Source organism: Amycolatopsis sp. NPDC051372 (assembly GCF_040682095.1).
Lineage (GTDB): Bacteria > Actinomycetota > Actinomycetes > Mycobacteriales > Pseudonocardiaceae > Amycolatopsis.
Genome location: NZ_JBFBAF010000015.1, coordinates 129,846 through 146,937, shown reverse-complemented (window position 1 = coordinate 146,937; position 17,092 = coordinate 129,846). Strand labels below are relative to the sequence as shown.

At 71.2% G+C, this 17,092-nt stretch carries 15 protein-coding genes and 2 pseudogenes; 13 read left to right on the top strand and 4 right to left on the bottom strand.

Annotated elements, in window-relative coordinates:
- The first annotated feature begins 213 nt into the window (after positions 1-213).
- The 3 genes from AB0M56_RS23395 (at position 214) to AB0M56_RS23385 (ending at position 1,391) form a co-directional block, all read left to right on the top strand.
- Complete coding sequence (locus AB0M56_RS23395; RefSeq protein ID WP_364179504.1) at positions 214-603, top strand: hypothetical protein; 390 nt, start codon at positions 214-216, stop codon at positions 601-603.
- A 103-nt stretch (positions 604-706) separates the two neighbouring features.
- Entirely contained in the window at positions 707-982 is a 276-nt protein-coding gene (locus tag AB0M56_RS23390; RefSeq protein ID WP_364179503.1) for a hypothetical protein, read from the top strand.
- A gap of 46 nt (positions 983-1,028) precedes the next feature.
- Positions 1,029-1,391 (top strand): DUF6086 family protein, encoded by a 363-nt coding sequence (locus AB0M56_RS23385; RefSeq protein WP_364179501.1) that lies wholly within the window; start codon positions 1,029-1,031, stop codon positions 1,389-1,391.
- 46 nt (positions 1,392-1,437) lie between these two features.
- Here AB0M56_RS23385 and eccCb read toward each other — a convergent pair.
- A pseudogene (gene eccCb / locus AB0M56_RS23380) lies at positions 1,438-5,146 on the bottom strand (type VII secretion protein EccCb).
- Between the two features lie 135 nt (positions 5,147-5,281).
- Here eccCb and AB0M56_RS23375 point away from each other — a divergent pair.
- The 6 genes from AB0M56_RS23375 (at position 5,282) to eccD (ending at position 10,670) form a co-directional block, all read left to right on the top strand.
- On the top strand, positions 5,282-6,058 hold the full coding sequence (locus tag AB0M56_RS23375; RefSeq protein ID WP_364179499.1) for a WXG100 family type VII secretion target: 777 nt from the start codon (positions 5,282-5,284) through the stop codon (positions 6,056-6,058).
- 28 nt (positions 6,059-6,086) lie between these two features.
- Complete coding sequence (locus AB0M56_RS23370) at positions 6,087-7,184, top strand: hypothetical protein (RefSeq protein WP_364179497.1); 1,098 nt, start codon at positions 6,087-6,089, stop codon at positions 7,182-7,184.
- Positions 7,185-7,187: 3 nt separating this feature from the next.
- Positions 7,188-8,531 (top strand): hypothetical protein, encoded by a 1,344-nt coding sequence (locus AB0M56_RS23365; protein WP_364179495.1) that lies wholly within the window; start codon positions 7,188-7,190, stop codon positions 8,529-8,531.
- A 158-nt stretch (positions 8,532-8,689) separates the two neighbouring features.
- On the top strand, positions 8,690-8,974 hold the full coding sequence (locus AB0M56_RS23360) for a hypothetical protein (RefSeq protein ID WP_364179493.1): 285 nt from the start codon (positions 8,690-8,692) through the stop codon (positions 8,972-8,974).
- The gene (locus tag AB0M56_RS23355) at positions 8,971-9,294 is read left to right on the top strand and encodes a YbaB/EbfC family nucleoid-associated protein (protein ID WP_220237990.1); all 324 of its coding nucleotides are present in this window, start codon (positions 8,971-8,973) and stop codon (positions 9,292-9,294) included. Before AB0M56_RS23360 ends, AB0M56_RS23355 begins: the two co-directional genes overlap by 4 nt.
- Positions 9,291-10,670 (top strand): type VII secretion integral membrane protein EccD, encoded by a 1,380-nt coding sequence (gene eccD, locus AB0M56_RS23350; RefSeq protein WP_364179491.1) that lies wholly within the window; start codon positions 9,291-9,293, stop codon positions 10,668-10,670. Before AB0M56_RS23355 ends, eccD begins: the two co-directional genes overlap by 4 nt.
- Here eccD and AB0M56_RS23345 read toward each other — a convergent pair.
- Both AB0M56_RS23345 and AB0M56_RS23340 read right to left on the bottom strand, forming a co-directional pair.
- The gene (locus AB0M56_RS23345; protein ID WP_364179489.1) at positions 10,667-11,458 is read right to left on the bottom strand and encodes an SAM-dependent methyltransferase; all 792 of its coding nucleotides are present in this window, start codon (positions 11,456-11,458) and stop codon (positions 10,667-10,669) included. The genes eccD and AB0M56_RS23345 overlap by 4 nt on opposite strands.
- 13 nt (positions 11,459-11,471) lie before the next feature.
- A complete protein-coding gene (locus AB0M56_RS23340; RefSeq protein WP_364179487.1) occupies positions 11,472-12,173 on the bottom strand; it encodes a GNAT family N-acetyltransferase in 702 nt (233 codons plus the stop codon).
- Here AB0M56_RS23340 and AB0M56_RS23335 point away from each other — a divergent pair.
- A complete protein-coding gene (locus AB0M56_RS23335) occupies positions 12,172-12,726 on the top strand; it encodes a hypothetical protein (RefSeq protein WP_364179485.1) in 555 nt (184 codons plus the stop codon). The genes AB0M56_RS23340 and AB0M56_RS23335 overlap by 2 nt on opposite strands.
- A gap of 173 nt (positions 12,727-12,899) precedes the next feature.
- On the opposite strand, the gene AB0M56_RS23330 is transcribed toward AB0M56_RS23335, so the two are convergent.
- Positions 12,900-13,979 carry a type VII secretion protein EccE gene (locus AB0M56_RS23330; RefSeq protein ID WP_364179619.1) on the bottom strand — a complete coding sequence of 360 codons (1,080 nt, stop codon included), beginning with the start codon at positions 13,977-13,979 and terminating at the stop codon, positions 12,900-12,902.
- 61 nt (positions 13,980-14,040) lie between these two features.
- On the opposite strand from AB0M56_RS23330, the pseudogene eccB reads away from it, so the two are divergent.
- The 3 genes and pseudogenes from eccB to AB0M56_RS23315 all read left to right on the top strand — a co-directional run.
- Positions 14,041-15,450 (top strand): annotated as a pseudogene (gene eccB / locus AB0M56_RS23325) (type VII secretion protein EccB); the annotation flags it as partial.
- Positions 15,451-15,559: 109 nt separating this feature from the next.
- A complete protein-coding gene (locus AB0M56_RS23320; protein WP_364179483.1) occupies positions 15,560-16,261 on the top strand; it encodes a response regulator transcription factor in 702 nt (233 codons plus the stop codon).
- A 1-nt stretch (position 16,262) separates the two neighbouring features.
- Complete coding sequence (locus AB0M56_RS23315) at positions 16,263-16,922, top strand: response regulator transcription factor (RefSeq protein ID WP_364179481.1); 660 nt, start codon at positions 16,263-16,265, stop codon at positions 16,920-16,922.
- Positions 16,923-17,092 lie beyond the last annotated feature (170 nt).

The following is a 17,092-nucleotide window of genomic DNA, read 5'->3' as shown; positions in this document are numbered from 1 at the left end:
ACGGAAGTAGGGTGCTGACAGTGTTGTGCCACCGGCAGATCGTGGTCGTAGGCGTGGGCGATCTTGCCTCAGAGGTGACCCGCGGTGAGGGGCGCGCACGGATTCGCGGTTGTATGGCTCCGTATCGTCGGTTCTGGCGAAGGCGTTTGTTCGGGGGTAGTGATGAGTGAGTTCCGTTGGCCGGACTGGCTGCGTTGGCCGCGCAGACCGAACATGGAGGCGGTCATCGAACCGGTCATCGAGCCGGTGGTCTGGCGGTCGATCAAGGTCTCCGCTGAAGCCCGGGCTTGCCCGCTCTGGGTCTACGACCCGAACCTGGGCGGCGTCGACAACGTCGACCCCGCTTCGTCGGAACTGGAGCTGACCGCGGACCTCGCCCGCGACCTCTCCGCCTGGCAAGACGACTGGGACGCCATCTTCGACTGGGACGATCCAGGCTCGGCAGCCTTCCCTCCGGACGAGGCCGAACGGCGCTTCTACGCCCGCGGCTGGACCCTGGCCCGCCGACTGCGACTCGAAGTCGACGAGAACTGGGACGTGACCTACTCCAGCGGCTCACCCTATGGCGAAGTCGAAATCCGACACCCGTCGCCGCCGTCCTGACGGCGGCGAGGCGGGCACTCCCGAGAGAAGTCCGATGCTGAGTTTCAGAGACGCCTACACCTTGTGGCGGCAGGTTCCTTTCCCTATCGGAAGAAATGTCCTGTTGATCTCCACGTACCACGACCTGGCGGATGCCGCAGAGTACGTGACGACAGTCATCCGGTTCGTGGACCGGGGTATTTTCAAGCCGGCTCCGGTGGACCTTCTGTCCATGCTGGACGAGATCATGGGCCGCATCGAAGCTGCGAGTGCCGAGATGGCGGAGAGTGCCGAGATGACGGCCGATGAGCGGGCGGTTGCGGATCATCAGCACGCGTACGCCGCGCTGCTGCACCTCCTGTACTCCGAATTTCTGAAGCAGAAGCCGTCGGCGGACTGACGTCTCGGCGCGCGCCCAGTTGTGACCATTTACATGGAGTCCCACGATGAGCTACATCTTTTTCGTCGGTGACGAGGAGGTCTGGAGCCCCGCGCTGCAGATCGGCAAATTCTTCATGAGCATGGCCGAGATGCTCGCGGCGAACGAGAACCTCGACCTCGCGGCGGCAGGCTTCGGGATGTGTGCGAACGACTTCTGGAGTATCGACCCGCCGGCGCTGGCGTTGTTCGTCCAGCGGCTGTTGGCGAGTTCGGTGGTCGCGAACCGCATGTACCGTGAGCTCACCCGTGGGTTTCTCGGTGTCTGCCTCGTGATGCTGGACCGAGCGGGAGTGCCGTTCGAGCCCGCCGACGAGGTCCAGCGCGAGCTGTTCGATCTCCGCGACGCGCTGGACGGTCCGGCAATGTGACGCGAGCTGGCCATGCTCCGAGTCCTGGGCAGGGCTGGCTCCAGCCCTACGGCTCCACGGGTTTCGCCCACGCCACCTGCACCAGCCCCGTCCCATGCCGACGCGACACCAGCGTCCCCCGGCCCGGGGGCTGGGGCGAAGGCTTCACATCCCCCAGTAACGGCCCCTCCTCCTTTGTGCCCGACATGACCAACCCCGGCGAGCCCAGTTCGCGCACGCGTTGCAGCACGGGTTCGTAAAGACCCCGCCCCGCCCCACCGGAAGCGCGGGCGATGATCAAATGCAGCCCGATGTCCCGAGCCTGCGGCAGGAACTCCAGCAACGGCAACAACGGATTCTTCCCCGAAGTAGCCACGAGTTCGTAGTCATCGATCAACACATACAGATCCGGCCCCCGCCACCACGACCGCGAACGCAGCTGCTCCGGTGTCACATCCGGGCCCGGCAACCGGTTGCGCATCGCCGTCGCACACTGGCCCACCAGGTCCGTCAAGCTGTTCTCCGCGCCGGCGTAGCCCAGCAGATGAGGCTGGTCCACGGCGCCCAGGAGACCCCGCCGGTAGTCGCCGACCAGCATGAGGGCCTGGTCGGGAGTGAAAGCCGTGGAAATGCCGAGAGCGATGGCCCGCAAAAGAGAACTCTTGCCCGACTCCACGTCGCCGAAAGCCAGGAAGTGGGGATCGGAAGAGAAGTGCAGGTGGACCGGCCGCAGGGTCGACTCGGCGATGCCCAGGACAACCCGTCCGGAAGGCGCGGCGGGCAGCGATTCCAGCGGAACTTCCGGAGGCAGCAAACGCACCTGCGGAGCACGAGAACCGGGCCAGGCAGCAGTAATGCGACGAACGAGATCCAGACCGCCAGCACCGATCGTCTCCGGCCGCTGGTCGCCGTCGACGCGGGGCAGGGCGGCAAGGAAGTGCAGCTTCTCGGAAGTCAACCCCCGACCAGGCCGGTCAGCGGGCACGTTCAGCGCCACCTTGCGGTCGATCGACGAATCAGCCGGATCACCCAGCCGCAGCTCGAAGCGTGTACCGATGGCGTCACGCAGCTGGGCACGCACGCCGATCCACTGGTTCACCGTCACGATCACGTGGATACCGAAACCGAGACCCCGCGCGGCAAGCCCGGTGATCTGCTCCTCCAGCTGCTCGTACTCCTGCCGGATCGTGGTCCAGTTGTCCACGAAGAGGAACACGTCGCCGAATTCGCGGCCGTCGGTGCTTTCCGTCAGCTCCGCGCGTCGAGCACGGAACGCGGCCATCGACTCCAGACCCTGAGACGCGAAGAACTCTTCGCGCTGCTCCAGCAACGTCGTCAGCTCAGCCACCACGCGCCGACAACGCTGGGCATCACGCCGCGTGGCATAACCCGAGACGTGCGGCAGCCCGGCGATCGGGGCGAGAGCGCCGCCGCCCATGTCCAGCACAAAAAGCTGCACTTCTGAAGGGGTGTGGGTCAACGCGAGCATCGCCGCGATGTCCTTCAGCAAAGTCGACTTGCCGCTTTGCGGTGCGCCCACGACCAGGGCGTTGCCGGCCGCGCCCGAGAAGTCGGCCCAGAGCATGTCGCGGCGTTGCTCGAAGGGTTTGTCCACCAGGGCGACGGGGATGGTCAGCTTGCCGTTTCCGCCCCAGCCCAGCGGACACAGGCCGCGGGCAGGATCGTCGCCCAGAGGCGGGAGCAGCTGGTCCAAAGTGGGCGGTTCCGACAGCGGCGGCAGCCAGATCTGGTGCGCTTCCGGACCGCGGCCTTCCAGCCGGGACAGCATCGCTCCGATGATCGTTTCGCCAGGACCCGAGCCCGAGCCCGCGGCAGGCACAGCAACCTCAGCCGTCGGCTGCGCCGCCAACGGCACCTCCACCGCCTCGAACGTGAACGGCAGCACCCCCACCTGCTGCCCGTCCTCACGCACGATCGTGCTGCGCGGCGGAAGTTCACCGGACACGTAAGCGGCCTTGAACCGCGTCAAAGTGTCGTTGTCGGACTTCAGATACGCCGACCCGGGCACCGGCGGCAGGTGATACGCATCGGCGACCCCGAGCACCGCCCGGCTCTCCGAAGCGGAAAACGTCCGCAGCCCGATCCGGTACGACAGGTGGGAATCGAGCCCGCGCAGCCGGCCCTCCTCCAGCCGCTGCGAAGCCAGCAGCAGGTGGATCCCCAGCGAACGCCCCAGCCGCCCGATCGCCACGAACAGGTCGATGAACTCGGGCCGCGACGAGAGCAGCTCGGAGAACTCGTCGATGATCACCAGCAGCGACGGCAGCGGCTGCAGCGGCACCCCGTCGGCGCGCGCCTTCTCGTAGTCGCGCACCGAGGCGTAGTTGCCGGCCGCGTGCAGGAGTTCCTGGCGGCGCAACAGTTCGCCGTTCAACGCGTCGGCCATGCGGTCGACGAGGGTGAGGTCGTCGGACAGGTTCGTGATCACCGCGCACACGTGCGGCAGGCCGGTCATCCCCGCGAACGTCGCGCCGCCCTTGAAATCGATGAGCGCCAGGTTCAGCTAACGTCGCCGACATCGGCTTCTCGCTGACCACCGCCGTGCCCTGGTACAGCGGCGTGAGCGTGCGCGCGAGCGCCTCCGCCGCGCCGCGGTCGAGCTCGTCGGGCGTGCCGAGGAAACCCAGCCGTGCCTCGGTGCCGCCGTCGAGCACGACCATTCCCAGCTGGTCGGGGGCCACGTGCAGGCTCAGCAGCTGCTCGTTCGACGCGGCGCGCGGCTGTTCGCCGCCGACCTCCAGCACGGTGATCCCGAGCCGGCCCTCCTCGGCGAGCAGCCGTGGCTCGCCCTGCGTGCCGCCGCCGTCGACCACGACCACCACGTGTGGGAGGTCCTGCGGAGTGCCCGGCCGGCGCGTGAACGCGGGACGCTCGCCCAGGTCCGGGCCCAGCAGCTCGGCCAGCTCGACCGGGCCGGACGCGACGAGCCGGCGCCGGCCAATCGCGTCGGTCAGGGCGGGCGCGGTTGCGTGCGGCAGCCACTTCGCCCAGTCCCAGTCGTGCCGCCGGTCCGGGGCCACGCAGAACGCGACGCGCAGGTCGGTGGGGGAGTGGAACGTCACCAGCTGCGCCAGCAGCGAACGCGTCATCCCGAGCACGTCCGGGCGCCGGCCTGAGAGCGTCGTCGCCGCGTACGAGCGCAGCGACACCGAAACGGGCAGGCCCTCCACAGTGGAGTACGTGCGGATGAAGTACTTGAGGTTCGTCGACGAGACCGGGTCGAGGTCCTCCAGCGGCACCGTCTGCGGCGCGCGCAACGGCGTCGCGAGCGGTTGCGGGCCGGTGGCCGCGCGCACCAGCGCGAAGTGCCGGTCGCCGCGGCGGCGATCCCAGTACTGGCCCGTCTCCACGTACGCCCACAGGTCGGCCGGGTCGGGCTGCTGCGCGATGAGCGCCGCGCGCTGCTCGTCGGCGACCGCGCGCACCTTCGTGCGCAGGCCGGCGAGGTACCGCTGGTAGTCGCGGCGCTCCTCGTTGATCTGCGCCTTCTTGGCCATCCCGCCGCGCCCGAGCGACATCACGACCATGCCGCCCATCGCGGTCACGAACAGAGCGCCGAAGATCCAGGTCATCACCCCGCCGTCGCGTCCGATGTAGACGAACGACATCGCGCCCATGCCGAGCATCATCGGCAGGAACATCATGAGCTGGACCAGCCCGCCCGAGCCGCTCTTGGGAAGCATCGGCGGAGACTGCAGCATGATCTCCCCGGGCTGCTCGCCGAGCAGGTCCAGGCGGTCGACCGACGGGCTCATACCCCGTATTTTCGCCACCACCACGGCCGTCCTGGTGGGTACTTTTGCCGTCCGCTCACTCCCGGGAGCGCTTTTACGCTCTGCCGAGGCCACCCCCACGGGGGAGGCAGCACGCCGCACCCAGGAAGGAGAGCCATGGTCACCGCGGGCGAGTACCGGGCGGAACCCGAGGCCATGCGCTCGATCGTGGGCAACGTCGGCGGCATCGTCGCCCACGGGATCAACGCGGTCGCCGACCTGGAGAAACTCGTGGTCCAGCCGACGTCGTTCGCGGCCTTCGGCAGCGCCGTCGCGGCGGCCAACTCGGCGCTGCAGTCGACCCAGGTCACGGCCGTGCGCACGCTGTTGCAGCTGCTGCAGCAGATCAATGGCCTGGTCAAGACCAGCGCCGATGCCTACCAGGCGGCCGATGAGGCCGCGGCGAGCGGTTACGGCGGCGGCACCTCCACCGCGGCAGCGCCCTCGTCGTCGATCTGGGGCACCCCGCACGCCGGCGAGCTGGCCACCATCGCGATCAACGACAGCGCCGGGGCGCAGGGCGAGCCGAGCTCCGTCGGCAACGTGCTGCGCTATCTCGGCGACGCCGACCTCGGCAGGCTGGGCGAGCACCCGATCACCGACGCCCGCTTCCGCGGCGTCGCCGACTTCAACGACTGGCTCGCCGGAGACGCCGACAACCAGGCCCGCGTCGGCCTGATCGAGGTCTACGCCGGCACCGCACGCACCTTCGGCGACGTGCCCGGCGGCGTGCACGCGGGCGACGTCGTGGTGGTCGAACCCCTGCTGTTCGCCGACTCCGGCCCGGTGATCGGCGTGGCCGGCGACGGCGGCGCCCTCTACAACCACGGACTCGTCGACCCCGGCCTCGGCGGCCTGGCCAAGCTCAGCGTCTACCGGCCCGCATCCGTCTGACTCCCGACTCCCGAGCAAGTGAGGTCCGATGCTGACATTCCCGAACTCGAGCGCGATGGACGCTACGGCGTCCTCGGGTGGCCCCATCACCACGCTGCCGCAGATCGTCACCGGCCAGCCGGAGCAGATCGCGAAGCACGTGCTCGACCTGCTGCACAAGGCGAGCGAGTTCGCGTCGCTCTACACCGAGCTGAGCAAGGCGGCCGACCAGCTGGGCAAGGTCTGGTCCGGCGCCGCGTCGGAGTCGGCGCTGCAGAAGATCACCGATTCGCTCGACCAGCTCACGAAGATCATCGGCGTGATCGAGAAGGGCGCACAGCTGCTCGGCGTGTCGGGCACGCTCGTGAAGACCGCGCAGGAGGCTTACCGGTCGGTGGTCTCGGCGGTGAACCCCACCGTCGCGTCGCTCATGTCGAATTGGTGGACCTACGGCGCCGCCGTCGCGCTGTCCACGGCCACGAGCGCTTCGCTGAAGGCGTTCATCACGGCCATCGGCGTGCTGCTCAAGGCGCTCGGCGCGGGTGACCTCGCGAACCAGATCACGCAGGTCGCGCAGATCATCGGCGAGATCGAGAAGCTGTTCCACGGCGGTGACGCCGGTTCGGCCGCCGCGGCCGGGGCCACGGGCAACACGGCCGTGTCGAGCACGCCGGTCACCGCTCCGCAGGCACCGTCGTCGGTGGCGAGCGCGGCCGGGCAGCAGGCGATCGCCGGTGGCACCGGCGGCGGTGTGGGCGGTGGGGCGACGGCGCCGGCCGGGCAGCCGCCGTTCACCAACTACACGCCCCCCGCGCTGGCCGGGACCACGGGAACCACCCCGACTACGCCGGTCACGGCCAACGGCACCCCGCTCGACCCATCGAACAGCTGGATCGCCGTCGACCCGAGTACTTCGGCGCCGAGCACGACGCCGATCCAGCCCACCGCGCCCACCGCTCCGGCGGGCGGCTCCGTCACCCCGATCGCCTCCGCCGGCGCAGGAGAGGTCGTGATCCACACCGACCTGTCCACGGGCCAGTCGACCGTCGAGGCGCCCGCCGGCCAGGACCTCGACATCAACCTCGACCTCACTTACAACGGCCGGCACTTCCAGCAGCACGTCGACATCGACGCGAAGGGCGCCTAGGCCATGGCCGTCGACGCCTCCGGGGTCGTCAGCTCGGTCCTGTCGTCCTACCGGCAGGTGCTCCTCGAGTATCAGCGCCGGGTCACGGGCGATCCGGCGGCGCTGAACACCGCGTCGCAGCAGTGCGGTACGCAGGCGTCGACGGTGTCCGGCACGGCGACCGAGATCTCCCAGGCGGCCAAAGACCTGCACACCGACTGGGACGGCGCCGCCTACACCGCCTACGCCACGGCCGCGCAGAAGTCGGCCGACGAGCTCACCGAAGACGCCACGTTGCTGGCCGACCAGGCCAAGCGCCTCGCGTCGGCGGCGCAGTTGCTGCAGTGGGCCCGCCAGGCGCTCGACTCCGTGCTCGCGCAGTTCGACCAGTACGGCGCGCAGCTCACCAGCCAGGCCAAGGCCGCCAACCCCAACGCGGTCGGCGCGTTCATCTCCGCCGCACGCCAGCTCGGCGAACAGGCCGTCGCGATGGCGAAACAGGTGGCCGACGAGCTTTCCGAAGCGCTGGCACAGCCCGAAGGCGTCGGCCGGCTGGAACACGAGCTGGGCAAGTGGAGCACGGGCGCGCTGAGCTGGCTCAACGGCGAACCGCTCGACGGGCGCAGCCGGCCGCGCACCGTGCCCTCGTGGTTCGGCAACTCCGGCTGGAAGAAGCTCACCTGGGACGGCCTGCAGGGCACCCGCGCGCCGAAGAAGGCTGACACGCCGTTCGGTCAGCCGGAGCCAGAAACCTTGAAAGACAAGGCCTTCAAGAACACCGAGATCACCTACCTCAAGACCCAGCACGACCAGGACGGCCTTTCCCCGGAGTACGACGGGAAAATCACCTCCGAAGGCTGGGACGCCAAGGCCTCGGGCCACGCCCAGCTCGCCGCGTTCGACAAGGACGTGGACGGCAAGCTCGAGTACGGCGTCGCGGAGGCCCAGGGGAAGGCCTCGGTCTTCGCCGGCGGTGAGGTGAGTGGTTCGGCGCAGCTGGGTGCCCATGGCTTGGGGCTACACGGCAACGCGTTCGTCGGCGGCAAGGTCGAAGGCGAGGTCTCGGCCGACGTCGCGGGTGTCGGGGTCGGTGCCAACGGCACGCTGCAGTACGGCCTCGGCGCGCAGCTCGATGGCCAGGCCGTGTACGACGCGGGGCACATCAAGGTGAACTTCAAGGCGGGCGTCGCGCTCGGCCTCGGCGCGGGCGTGGGGGCCAAGATCGACATCGACCTGCCGAAGCTGGGCCACACCATCGGCGAGTACGGCGGCGCGGCGGTCGACGCCGTCGGCAGCGCCGCGAACGAGGCGGCGGACTACGTCGGCCACACGTGGGACGACGCCGTGAACTACGTGGGGTCGTGGTGAAAACACAGTGACTGTGCCTGAAACCGTCTCGCTCCCGCTGGGTTTCGACGTCCCGGAGGGGTGGACGCCGCTCGACCCGGCGGGGGCGGGCGCGCCCGGTGTCGCGTTCGTCGCTGTGCACCCCGAGCCCGGGTTCACCCCGAAGCCTGGGCCGCACCATGGCGCTGCTCGACGTGGTGAGCCGCCACGACGTCGGCGACGCCACCGCACCCGGGCTCACGCAGGTGCTGCGCATGCGCACCGGCGAGGGCACGGATCTGGTGCAGACACAGGTGTTCCTCACTGTGCCGGGCGCCGACGGGCCGGTCGGGCGCGTGGTGCTGGAGCTCGTCTTCACGGCCGAACCCGAGGCCGCGCAGCGCCTCACGCCCGACTTCCGGAAGTTCGTCGCCAGCGTGCACGTCCGCCGCAACCACCCTGCAAAAGAAGGAGAACAGCTGTGACCGACCCGTACGCCGTGCCGGACATGGACGAGCTGCTGGCGCAGGTCCGCCGCCAGACCGAAGAGGTGCAGCGCATCCAGCGCTCGGTCGAGGCCATGGAGGTCAAGGCGGCCTCGCGGCAGAACGAGGTCACGGTGTCGCTGCGCGGCGACGGCCGTTTCACCTCCATCGACATCGACCCGCGCGCGATCCGCGAGTACGACGCGCGCAACCTGTCGGAGATCGTGCTCGAGGCGGTGAACGCGGGCCTGCAGAAGCTGGCCGAGGCGAGCAGTGCGAAGTTCGCCCCGGTGATCGAGGCGTCCAGGTCCGTGCAGTGAGCGCCCCGGCCCTGGCCGGGTCCACCCGGCGCGTGACGATCGTGACGCCGCGCGCCCGCGTGGACGTCGCATTGCCGCAGCAGAGCACGTTCGCGGAGCTCGTGCCGCAGCTCGTGCGGCTCGCCGGCGCGACGGGCCAGGCCGCGGCCGAGCACCCGGGGTGGGTGCTCTCGCGGCTCGGCGGCGCGCCGCTCGCGCTCGGGCTCACGGTGGCCGCCGCGCAGGTGCGCGACGGCGAGGTGCTGCACCTGACTCCGCGAGAACGTCCGCGCGGACCCCTGCTGTTCGACGACGTCGTGGACTCGATCGCCAGCGTCGGCGACGCCGCGTCCACCGTGTGGGGCCCTCGCATCGCGCGGCGCGCGGGCATCGCGGCGGCCGTGGTGCTGCTGGCGGCCGGTGGGCTGCTGGTACAGGCGTCGACGGCGGGCAGCGTGCTGGCGCCGATCGCGACCGGGCTGTTGTCGCTGATCCTGCTGCTCGGCGGCGGCGCGTTGAGCCGCGCCTACGGTGACTCGGGCGCGGGTGCGGCCGGTGCGGTGGCGGGGGTGTTCGTCGCGCTGCTGGCGGGGATGTCGATCCTGCCGCCGCACGGCGTTTTCTCCTTGTCGGCCGGTCCGTTGGCCGCCGGTTTGGCCGCGGTGACGGTGTACGGCGTGCCGGCCGCGGTGTCGGTGGCCGACCGGCTGCCGATTTTCGTGGCCATCACGGGTTCGGCCGGTCTCGGTGCGTTGACGACCGGTGTGGTGTTGCTGTCCGGGGTGAAGCCGGTTGCCGCGGCGGCTGTCGCGGCGGTCTTGGCGACGGCGCTGGCGGCCGTGGCGCCGATGCTCGCGCTGCGCCTGGGCCGGTTGCCGCTGCCGCGAGTGCCGGACGACATGGAATCGTTCCGGGCCAACGAACAGCCGTCCCTCGGCGCGGAGGTCATCGGCCGGACCACGTATGCGCAGATGTTTCTGACGGCGTTGCTCGTGGCTCTGGGTCTCGTCGTGCTGGCTTCGGCGGTGAAGCTCGCCGTTTCGGGCGGGCCGTGGGAGGCGGGGCTGGCGGCTTTGGTGGGCGTGGCCTGGGTGCAGCGTTCGCGTTCGTACGCGGGCCGGTGGCAACGCCTGGTGCTGGCCGGGTTCGGCGTGGTCACAGTGCTCACGGCCGGCGCGTGGCTGATCGCGACCGACAACCGCATGCTGCTTCTCGCTGCTGGCGCGGCTTTGCTGATCGCCGCTGTGGTCTGCCTGGTGTACGCGACGCGGGTGGCGAAGGGTGTGCGGTCGCCGTATTGGTCGCGGTTGCTGGACGTGTCCGAGTTCCTGGTCCTGCTGGCGCTGGTGCCGTTCGTCGGGATGATCGCGGGGGTGTACGAAGCCGTGCGCGGCTAGGTTGTCGCGGTCACGAAGTGGGTGCGGCCGGGAACGACGCCTCCGGGCTGGGGGTGGAGGCGTCCGTGGTTGGCGTCCGCTGCGCCGGGCGCGGTGATCTGCCCTGCGGTCCAGCCGCCGGCTTGGAACAGTGCGGCAGGGTCGTCGGAGCCGAACGGTGGTGGAAAACCGTTGGCAGCGCACCATTTTCGGTAGGGCTGCATCGCGAGGGAGTCGAGGCCGGTGGTGCCGGAGACGTCGGCGGCGAAGCGGCTGCCCGGCGCGCACAACTGTGCCGCGGTCTTCAGCAGCGTGATGATCTGGTCTTCGGCGAAGTAGAAGAACAGCCCCTCGGCGAGCCACAGGGCTCCCGCGCCGGGTCGGTAGCCCGCGTCGAGCAGAGGCGTAGCCCAGTCGGTGGTGAGGTCGGCCGCGACGGTGTGGCGCCGGCACCTCGCGGTCGCCGGCGCGAGGACGAGTTCCTTGGTGGCGAAGACTTCCGCACGGTCCACTTCGTACCAGTCGAGCGTGGCCGGCAGGTTCAGCCGGTACGGGCGGGTGTCGAGGCCCGCGCCCAGCAGCACGACCTGCCTGACGTCCCGTGCTGCTGTGGCCAGGTCGTCGAACCAGCGGACGCGGACGGGGAGGTACGGGTTTTCGCCGCCGGTGGCGCGTTCGGAGGCGGCCATCGTCGCGAAGCCGCGCTCTCCGGCCAGTTCCCGGGCGAAGGGGTCGTCGAAGAGCCGGTCCGCGCGCTCGGACTCCCGAGCGCGGGCGGCGGCGATCCAGAAGGCACTGCCCACGGTCATGGCGCCAACCTACCTAGGCCCACCAGGTGGCCGAGCCGACCGTCGTGAAGCCGAGGGAGTCGTAGAGCGGTTTGCCGGGTTTGGCGGCGGTGAGGGTGACGGTTCGTCCGTCTACTTCGGACAGTACAGTGTGCATGAGGGCGCGGCCGACGCCGCGGGAACGATGAGCCGGCAGGGTCGTGACCCAGTAGAGGCCGACGGCCGCGCCGTCGTCGATGACGAGGCAGGCGCCGGCGGGTTCGTCGTCGCGGGTCACGAGCCAGGTGGTGACGCCGTCGCGCGCCAGCAGGGCGGGCGGGAAGACCTCGCCGCGGACGTAGGGCTGGTGGCGTTCGAGCGGGAAGCCGTGGACGACCACGTTTTCCACCGTCGCGAGCAGGTCCGGGGTGTCGACCCGCAAGGCGCCGAGCTCGCCGAAGCCGGGGCCGGTGCGGGTCATCACGGGCAGCTGCCGCGAGGTGAGGCCCAGCGGCGACATGTCGACAATGCCGTACGCGTCTTCGACCAGGACTGTCGGCGCGTTCTTGGCCAGCTCGGTGAGCTCGGCGACGTCGTCGGGGCTCGGGGACGCGGTCCGCAGCACGATCCGCGTGCCGCTGCGATCGCTGCCGTGCACGCAGACGAACCCGGGCCGCGTGGTCACGGCGTGGCCGCGGCTTTCGGCGACGATCGTCCAGAAGGCGGCCGCGTTCGCCACCGCGAGGTCCAGCGTCATGCGCTCGACCCTAACCGGCCGGGGCCTCATGCAGGTCGTCGTGCTCCACCTCCAGGTCGCCCAACACGCCGGCCCTCGCACAGCCGGTCTGACGCTGCTGCCCTGGTCGGCCGGCCTCGCGGTGTCGTCGTGGGTGGCCGGCACCTACCTCGTGCCCCGTTTCGGAGGCCGGTTGTTGTTCGCCGGTCTCGCCCTCCTGGCGGCCGGCGTGGCGGGCCTGGCGGCGACGTTCGCGGCCGGTTGGTCACCGCTCGTGCCCCTCGCCGTCGGCGGCTTGGGGATCGGGCTGTTCACCGTGCCGTTCTTAACTGTGGCCCTGCACGGTGTGCAACCCGAGGAAACGGGTTCGGCCGCCGGCCTGCTCAACGCGGTTCAGCAGCTGGGCGCCACGCTGGGTGTCGCTTCTCTCGGCAGCGTGTTCTTCTCCGCGGGCGCGCCTACCGCGTGCTGGGTCGCGGTGGCGCTGCTGGCCGCCGCGACGGTGACCGGCGTCGGGATGACTCGCGATCAGGTCAGCGCGAGCGGCAGTGTCCGCCGGACCGCCGCTTCGTGACCTCCGTGCAGCGGAACGGCCGAAATCCCTTGCAGCACTGGCGTTTCCGCGCCCGACCGGGCCCCGCGCGCAGGGTCACTGTGCATCGGCTGGGCGCCACGATGGGTGTTGCGCCGCTTGGCAGCGTGCGCTGCTGGCCGCCGCGGCGGCGCCGACGTCGGGATGACTCGCGATCAGGTCAGCGCGAGCGGCAGTGTCCGCCGGACCGCCGCTTCGTGACCTCCGTGCAGCGGAACGGCCGAAATCCCTTGCACCGCTGGCGTTTCCGCACCCGACCGGGCCCCCACGCGCAGGGTCACGTCGATGCGTTCGCGGCCGCCCGGGGTGCGGCGCAGGGTGGCGGACGTGGCGGTGAACGCGGCTTCCGGCACGGAGAGGCCGAGGATGCGGGGCAGGTCGCGTGTCGAGCGGGGGCGGTAGCAGGACTGGGTGGCGCCGGCCCAGGACCAGGCGCGCCAGCCGTCGCCGTCGGTTTCCAGGGGTACCGGTGAAGCGGGGACGCCGAGGGCGACGCGCAGTTCCGCGGTCAGCTCACCGGCTTCGAGCACAGTGGACGGATGGCCCGCCTCGGCCAGCGCGACCATCAGGCTCAGCGCCGCGCTGGCCGTGCTGCGCAGCGCGCCGAGCTCGCCGCCGCCGCGGGCGAGGGCGGCGATGGGGGCGTCTTCGGGGCGGTAGCGGACGGCGAGCCAGCGCGCGCGGTAGACCTGCGCGCCGCGGGGCACGGCCCAGGTGAGCAGCTGCACGGCGGCGAGCGGGATGTCGGTGCCGTGGAAGGACTTGCGCAGGATGGCGAGCAGCGCCTCGGCCGGCGGCTCGCTCGTGCCGGGCGTCAGGCGGACGATGGCGCTCCAGTCGCCGTCGACCTCGGCGACGCCGAAGCGGTTGCCGGCGCGGTCCACGTGCTGGCGCACCCGCACGGGTCCGGCGACGCGGTGCAGCGGGTCGGGGCTGTCGCGGCGGCTGTCGTGGCGCCGCAGCCGGTAGCCGAGCCACGCGCCGGCCCACGCGGCGAAGTGGCGGCCGCCGACGCGCACCGACGTGGTCAGCACCAGCACCCCCGCGACCGCAGCCACGGTGATCCGCACGGGCTGCGCGACCCCATCCATGGCGAACACCAGCAGCACCGCGATCGCCGCGAGCTCCCACAGCGCGGCCTGCAGCGGCCGCACCGGCAGCAGCCACGGCAACGCGGCGGTGCCGGCCCGCGAAGCCGGAACGGTCACGGCCACCGGCGCCGGCGGTGCTGACACGGACACAGTCGTCCCCTTCCCTGGGCGGTACCGGCGACGCTAGTGCCCCACACACCGTCGCGTGGGCGTAAAAATTACCCTCGTCCTCCGCAGCCGCGCGCTCCTACGCTCGCGCCCGGAAGAGGCGCGAAGGGCAGGGGGCCGAAGCAGCGTGTGGACGCAGCGGGACCAGATCCAGGCCTACCAGTTCCTCCGGCGCAGGCTCGTCTCCGCGCTCGTGGCCGCCGACGCCAACCACCCCGTCTCGCCCAGTCGCCGGCTCGTGGCCGGCACGGTGCTGGGCCTGGCCGCCGCGCTGCTGGTGACGGCCGTGTTCGGCGTGATCGGCCTGCTCAACCCCTCGGGCGGCAAAGACCGGCTGGCCGGCGGGCACGTGATCGTCGAGGAGGGTACGGGCGCGCGGTTCGTGCTCGGCGCCGACGGGGCGGTGCACCCGGTGCTCAACTACGCCTCGGCCCGCCTCCTCGCGGGCGGCAACGGCGACGCGACGGCGTCCGTGTCCTCCACCGACCTCGGCGCCGCCCCGCGCGGCACGGAGATCGGCATCTCGGGCGCCCCGGACTCGCTGCCGGCCACGACCGCGCTCGTCTCGGCGCCGTGGACCAGCTGCAGCCGCACGACGCAGGACGCGCCCGCGTCGGCCGAACCCCTCGTGGCGGTGGTGCTCGGCGCTCCGGCCGCGGGGACTGAGCTGCCGCGTGGCTCGGGCGTGATCGTCCGGCTGCCCGCGGGCCAGCGCTACCTCGTCGCCGACGGGCGCCGCTACCAGCTCAGCGACGAAGCCGCGGCCGCGCTGCAGTTCGACAGCTACCCGACCATCGCCGTGTCGTCGCGGTGGATCGACACCGTGCCCGCCGGACGCGACCTCGGCGAGATCGCCGTGCCCGGCGCCGGCGGCCCCGGTCCGCGCGTCGGCGGCGTGAACACCCGCGTGGGCGAGGTCCTCGCCGTGGTCGACGCGATGGCCGGCGCCGGCGACGCCGCCTCGTACTACCTCGTGCACTCCGCCGGCCTCGAGCCCGTCGGCCAGACGGAGGCGAGCCTGCTCGTCACCACGCCCGACAACGAGCCCGCGTACGAGGGCAACCCGGCGCCGGTGCGCGTACGCGCGGCCGACGTCGCCGCGGTGCCGAAGGCCGCGGCTTCCCGCGCCGGCGGCGCGGACCCGGCCGCCTACCCGGACCGGATCCCCGGCAAGGCGCCGATCACCGGCTCGTCGGTGACGTTGTGCGCGCAGGGCGGACGGATCTTCGTCTCCGCCGACGTGCCGGTGCCGCCGGGCGGGCGCGCGCTGCCCGTCACGACACGGCGCGACGCCCGCGTGGCCGACGAGGTGTACGTGCCGCCCTCGGGTGGCGTCGTCGTTTCCGACACCGGTTCCGGCACGACCTACCTGGTCACGGACCTGGGGAGAAAATATCCGGTCGCGACCGCCCCGGCGCTCGCCTCGCTCGGTTACGGTTCCGTGGCCAGGCAAGCGCTCGCGAGCGGTCTCCTGGCACTGGTGCCGACGGGACCCGCGCTGGATCCGCGCTGGATCCGGCCACGGCCGGGCAGCCGGTGCCGTCGGGTGGAACGGGATGAGCGAGTCGGTGCACATGACAGAAGAACGGCCACGCGCCGAAGAGACGCAGTCCGCCCGGATCCGGGTGGCGGTGATCGAAGACCACCCGCTGTACCGGCGGTCGGTGGAGCGCGTGCTCGCCGAGTCGCCGGACGTCGAGCTGGGGGCGGTCGTCGACTCCGTCGCGCGCTTCCACGTGGAACGCCAGCCGCCGGGCTCGGTCGTGCTGCTCGACCTCGGGCTGCCGGGTGTCGCGGGCGCGGCCGCCGTGCTGGAGGTGTGCGAGCTCGGGCACCACGTGCTCGTGGTCTCGGCGCAGGCCGAGTCGGAGCAGGTGCTCGCCGCGATCTCCGCCGGGGCCAAGGGGTTTCTGTCCAAGGACGTGGACGTCGACGAGCTGCTGACCGCCATCCGCGCGGTGGCCGAGGGCGGCTCGTACGTGTCGGCTGTGGTCGCCGGGATGATCATCAAGGACAACACCGAGCGCCCGGTGACGCGGCCGGAAATGGAGCTCTCGCCCCGCGAGGAGCAGGTGCTGCGCTTGGTCGCGGCGGGCGAGCGGGACATCGACATCGCCGCCATTCTCGACATCGGTGTCCGCACCGTGCGCGGCTACCTCGACCGTATCCGCGACAAGACGGGCGAACGCCGCCGGCCGGGCCTGGTGAAGGAAGCCATCCGGCGGGGCCTGGTGGGCGGCGCGGGAAGGACATCGTGAGATGACGGACGCTGGGGGAGGCGCCGAGGCCGGGGCAGACCGGATCCGCGTCGGCGTGATCGAAGACCACCCGCTCTACCGCGACGCCGTCGCCCGGGTCTTGAACGAAGCCCCGGACATCGAGCTCGGCGCCGTCGCCGACTCGGTCGCCCGCTTCGCCGTGCAGGAGCAACCGCCGGGCAGCGTCGTCGTCCTGGATCTGAAACTGCGCGGCGTCCAGGACGCGGCCGCCGTGCTCGAGGTCGGCCACATGGGCCACAAGGTCCTCGTCGTCTCCGCCCACGCCGAACAGCCCGAGGTCCTCGGCGCCATGCAGGCGGGCGCCAAGGGCTTCCTGTCCAAGGACGTCGACGGCGACGAGCTCCTGCGCGCCATCCGCACCATCGCCCAGGACAACGCCTACGTCTCGCCCACCCTGGCCGGCATGATCATCCAGGACAGCGAAGACCGCCACGCGGGCCCCAAGATCGTCCTGTCGGAACGCGAAAGGCAAGTCCTGCGCCTCGTCGCCGCCGGCGAACGCGACGTCGACGTGGCCGAGATCCTGAACATCAGCGTCCGCACCGTGCGCTCCTACCTGGACCGCATCCGCGACAAAACGGGCGAACGCCGCCGCGCGGGCTTCGTGAGAGTCGCCATCCGCGAAGGCCTGCTCCGCTAACCCTCCCGGCTGCGGCATTGGTTGCGCTCAACGCACCGAACGCCACATTGGGGCGCCTTGACCACCCCACCCACCGCCACCCGCCTGCCAGACTCATCACGCACCCAGGCCACGCGCGACCCTCCCCACCGCCGCCCACCCACGCGACCGAACCTGCACCCAGCCCCTCC

Excerpts from the sequence above, each read along its gene's own strand:
- AB0M56_RS23395 (WP_364179504.1), top strand. The coding sequence starts at position 214 with ATGGAGGCGGTCATCGAACCGGTCATCGAGCCGGTGGTCTGGCGGTCG.
- AB0M56_RS23385 (WP_364179501.1), top strand. The coding sequence starts at position 1,029 with ATGAGCTACATCTTTTTCGTCGGTGACGAGGAGGTCTGGAGCCCCGCG.
- AB0M56_RS23375 (WP_364179499.1), top strand. The coding sequence starts at position 5,282 with ATGGTCACCGCGGGCGAGTACCGGGCGGAACCCGAGGCCATGCGCTCG.
- AB0M56_RS23370 (WP_364179497.1), top strand. The coding sequence starts at position 6,087 with ATGCTGACATTCCCGAACTCGAGCGCGATGGACGCTACGGCGTCCTCG.
- AB0M56_RS23365 (WP_364179495.1), top strand. The coding sequence starts at position 7,188 with ATGGCCGTCGACGCCTCCGGGGTCGTCAGCTCGGTCCTGTCGTCCTAC.
- AB0M56_RS23360 (WP_364179493.1), top strand. The coding sequence starts at position 8,690 with ATGGCGCTGCTCGACGTGGTGAGCCGCCACGACGTCGGCGACGCCACC.
- AB0M56_RS23345 (WP_364179489.1), bottom strand. The coding sequence starts at position 11,458 with ATGACCGTGGGCAGTGCCTTCTGGATCGCCGCCGCCCGCGCTCGGGAG.
- AB0M56_RS23335 (WP_364179485.1), top strand. The coding sequence starts at position 12,172 with ATGCGCTCGACCCTAACCGGCCGGGGCCTCATGCAGGTCGTCGTGCTC.
- AB0M56_RS23340 (WP_364179487.1), bottom strand. The coding sequence starts at position 12,173 with ATGACGCTGGACCTCGCGGTGGCGAACGCGGCCGCCTTCTGGACGATC.
- AB0M56_RS23320 (WP_364179483.1), top strand. The coding sequence starts at position 15,560 with ATGAGCGAGTCGGTGCACATGACAGAAGAACGGCCACGCGCCGAAGAG.
- AB0M56_RS23315 (WP_364179481.1), top strand. The coding sequence starts at position 16,263 with ATGACGGACGCTGGGGGAGGCGCCGAGGCCGGGGCAGACCGGATCCGC.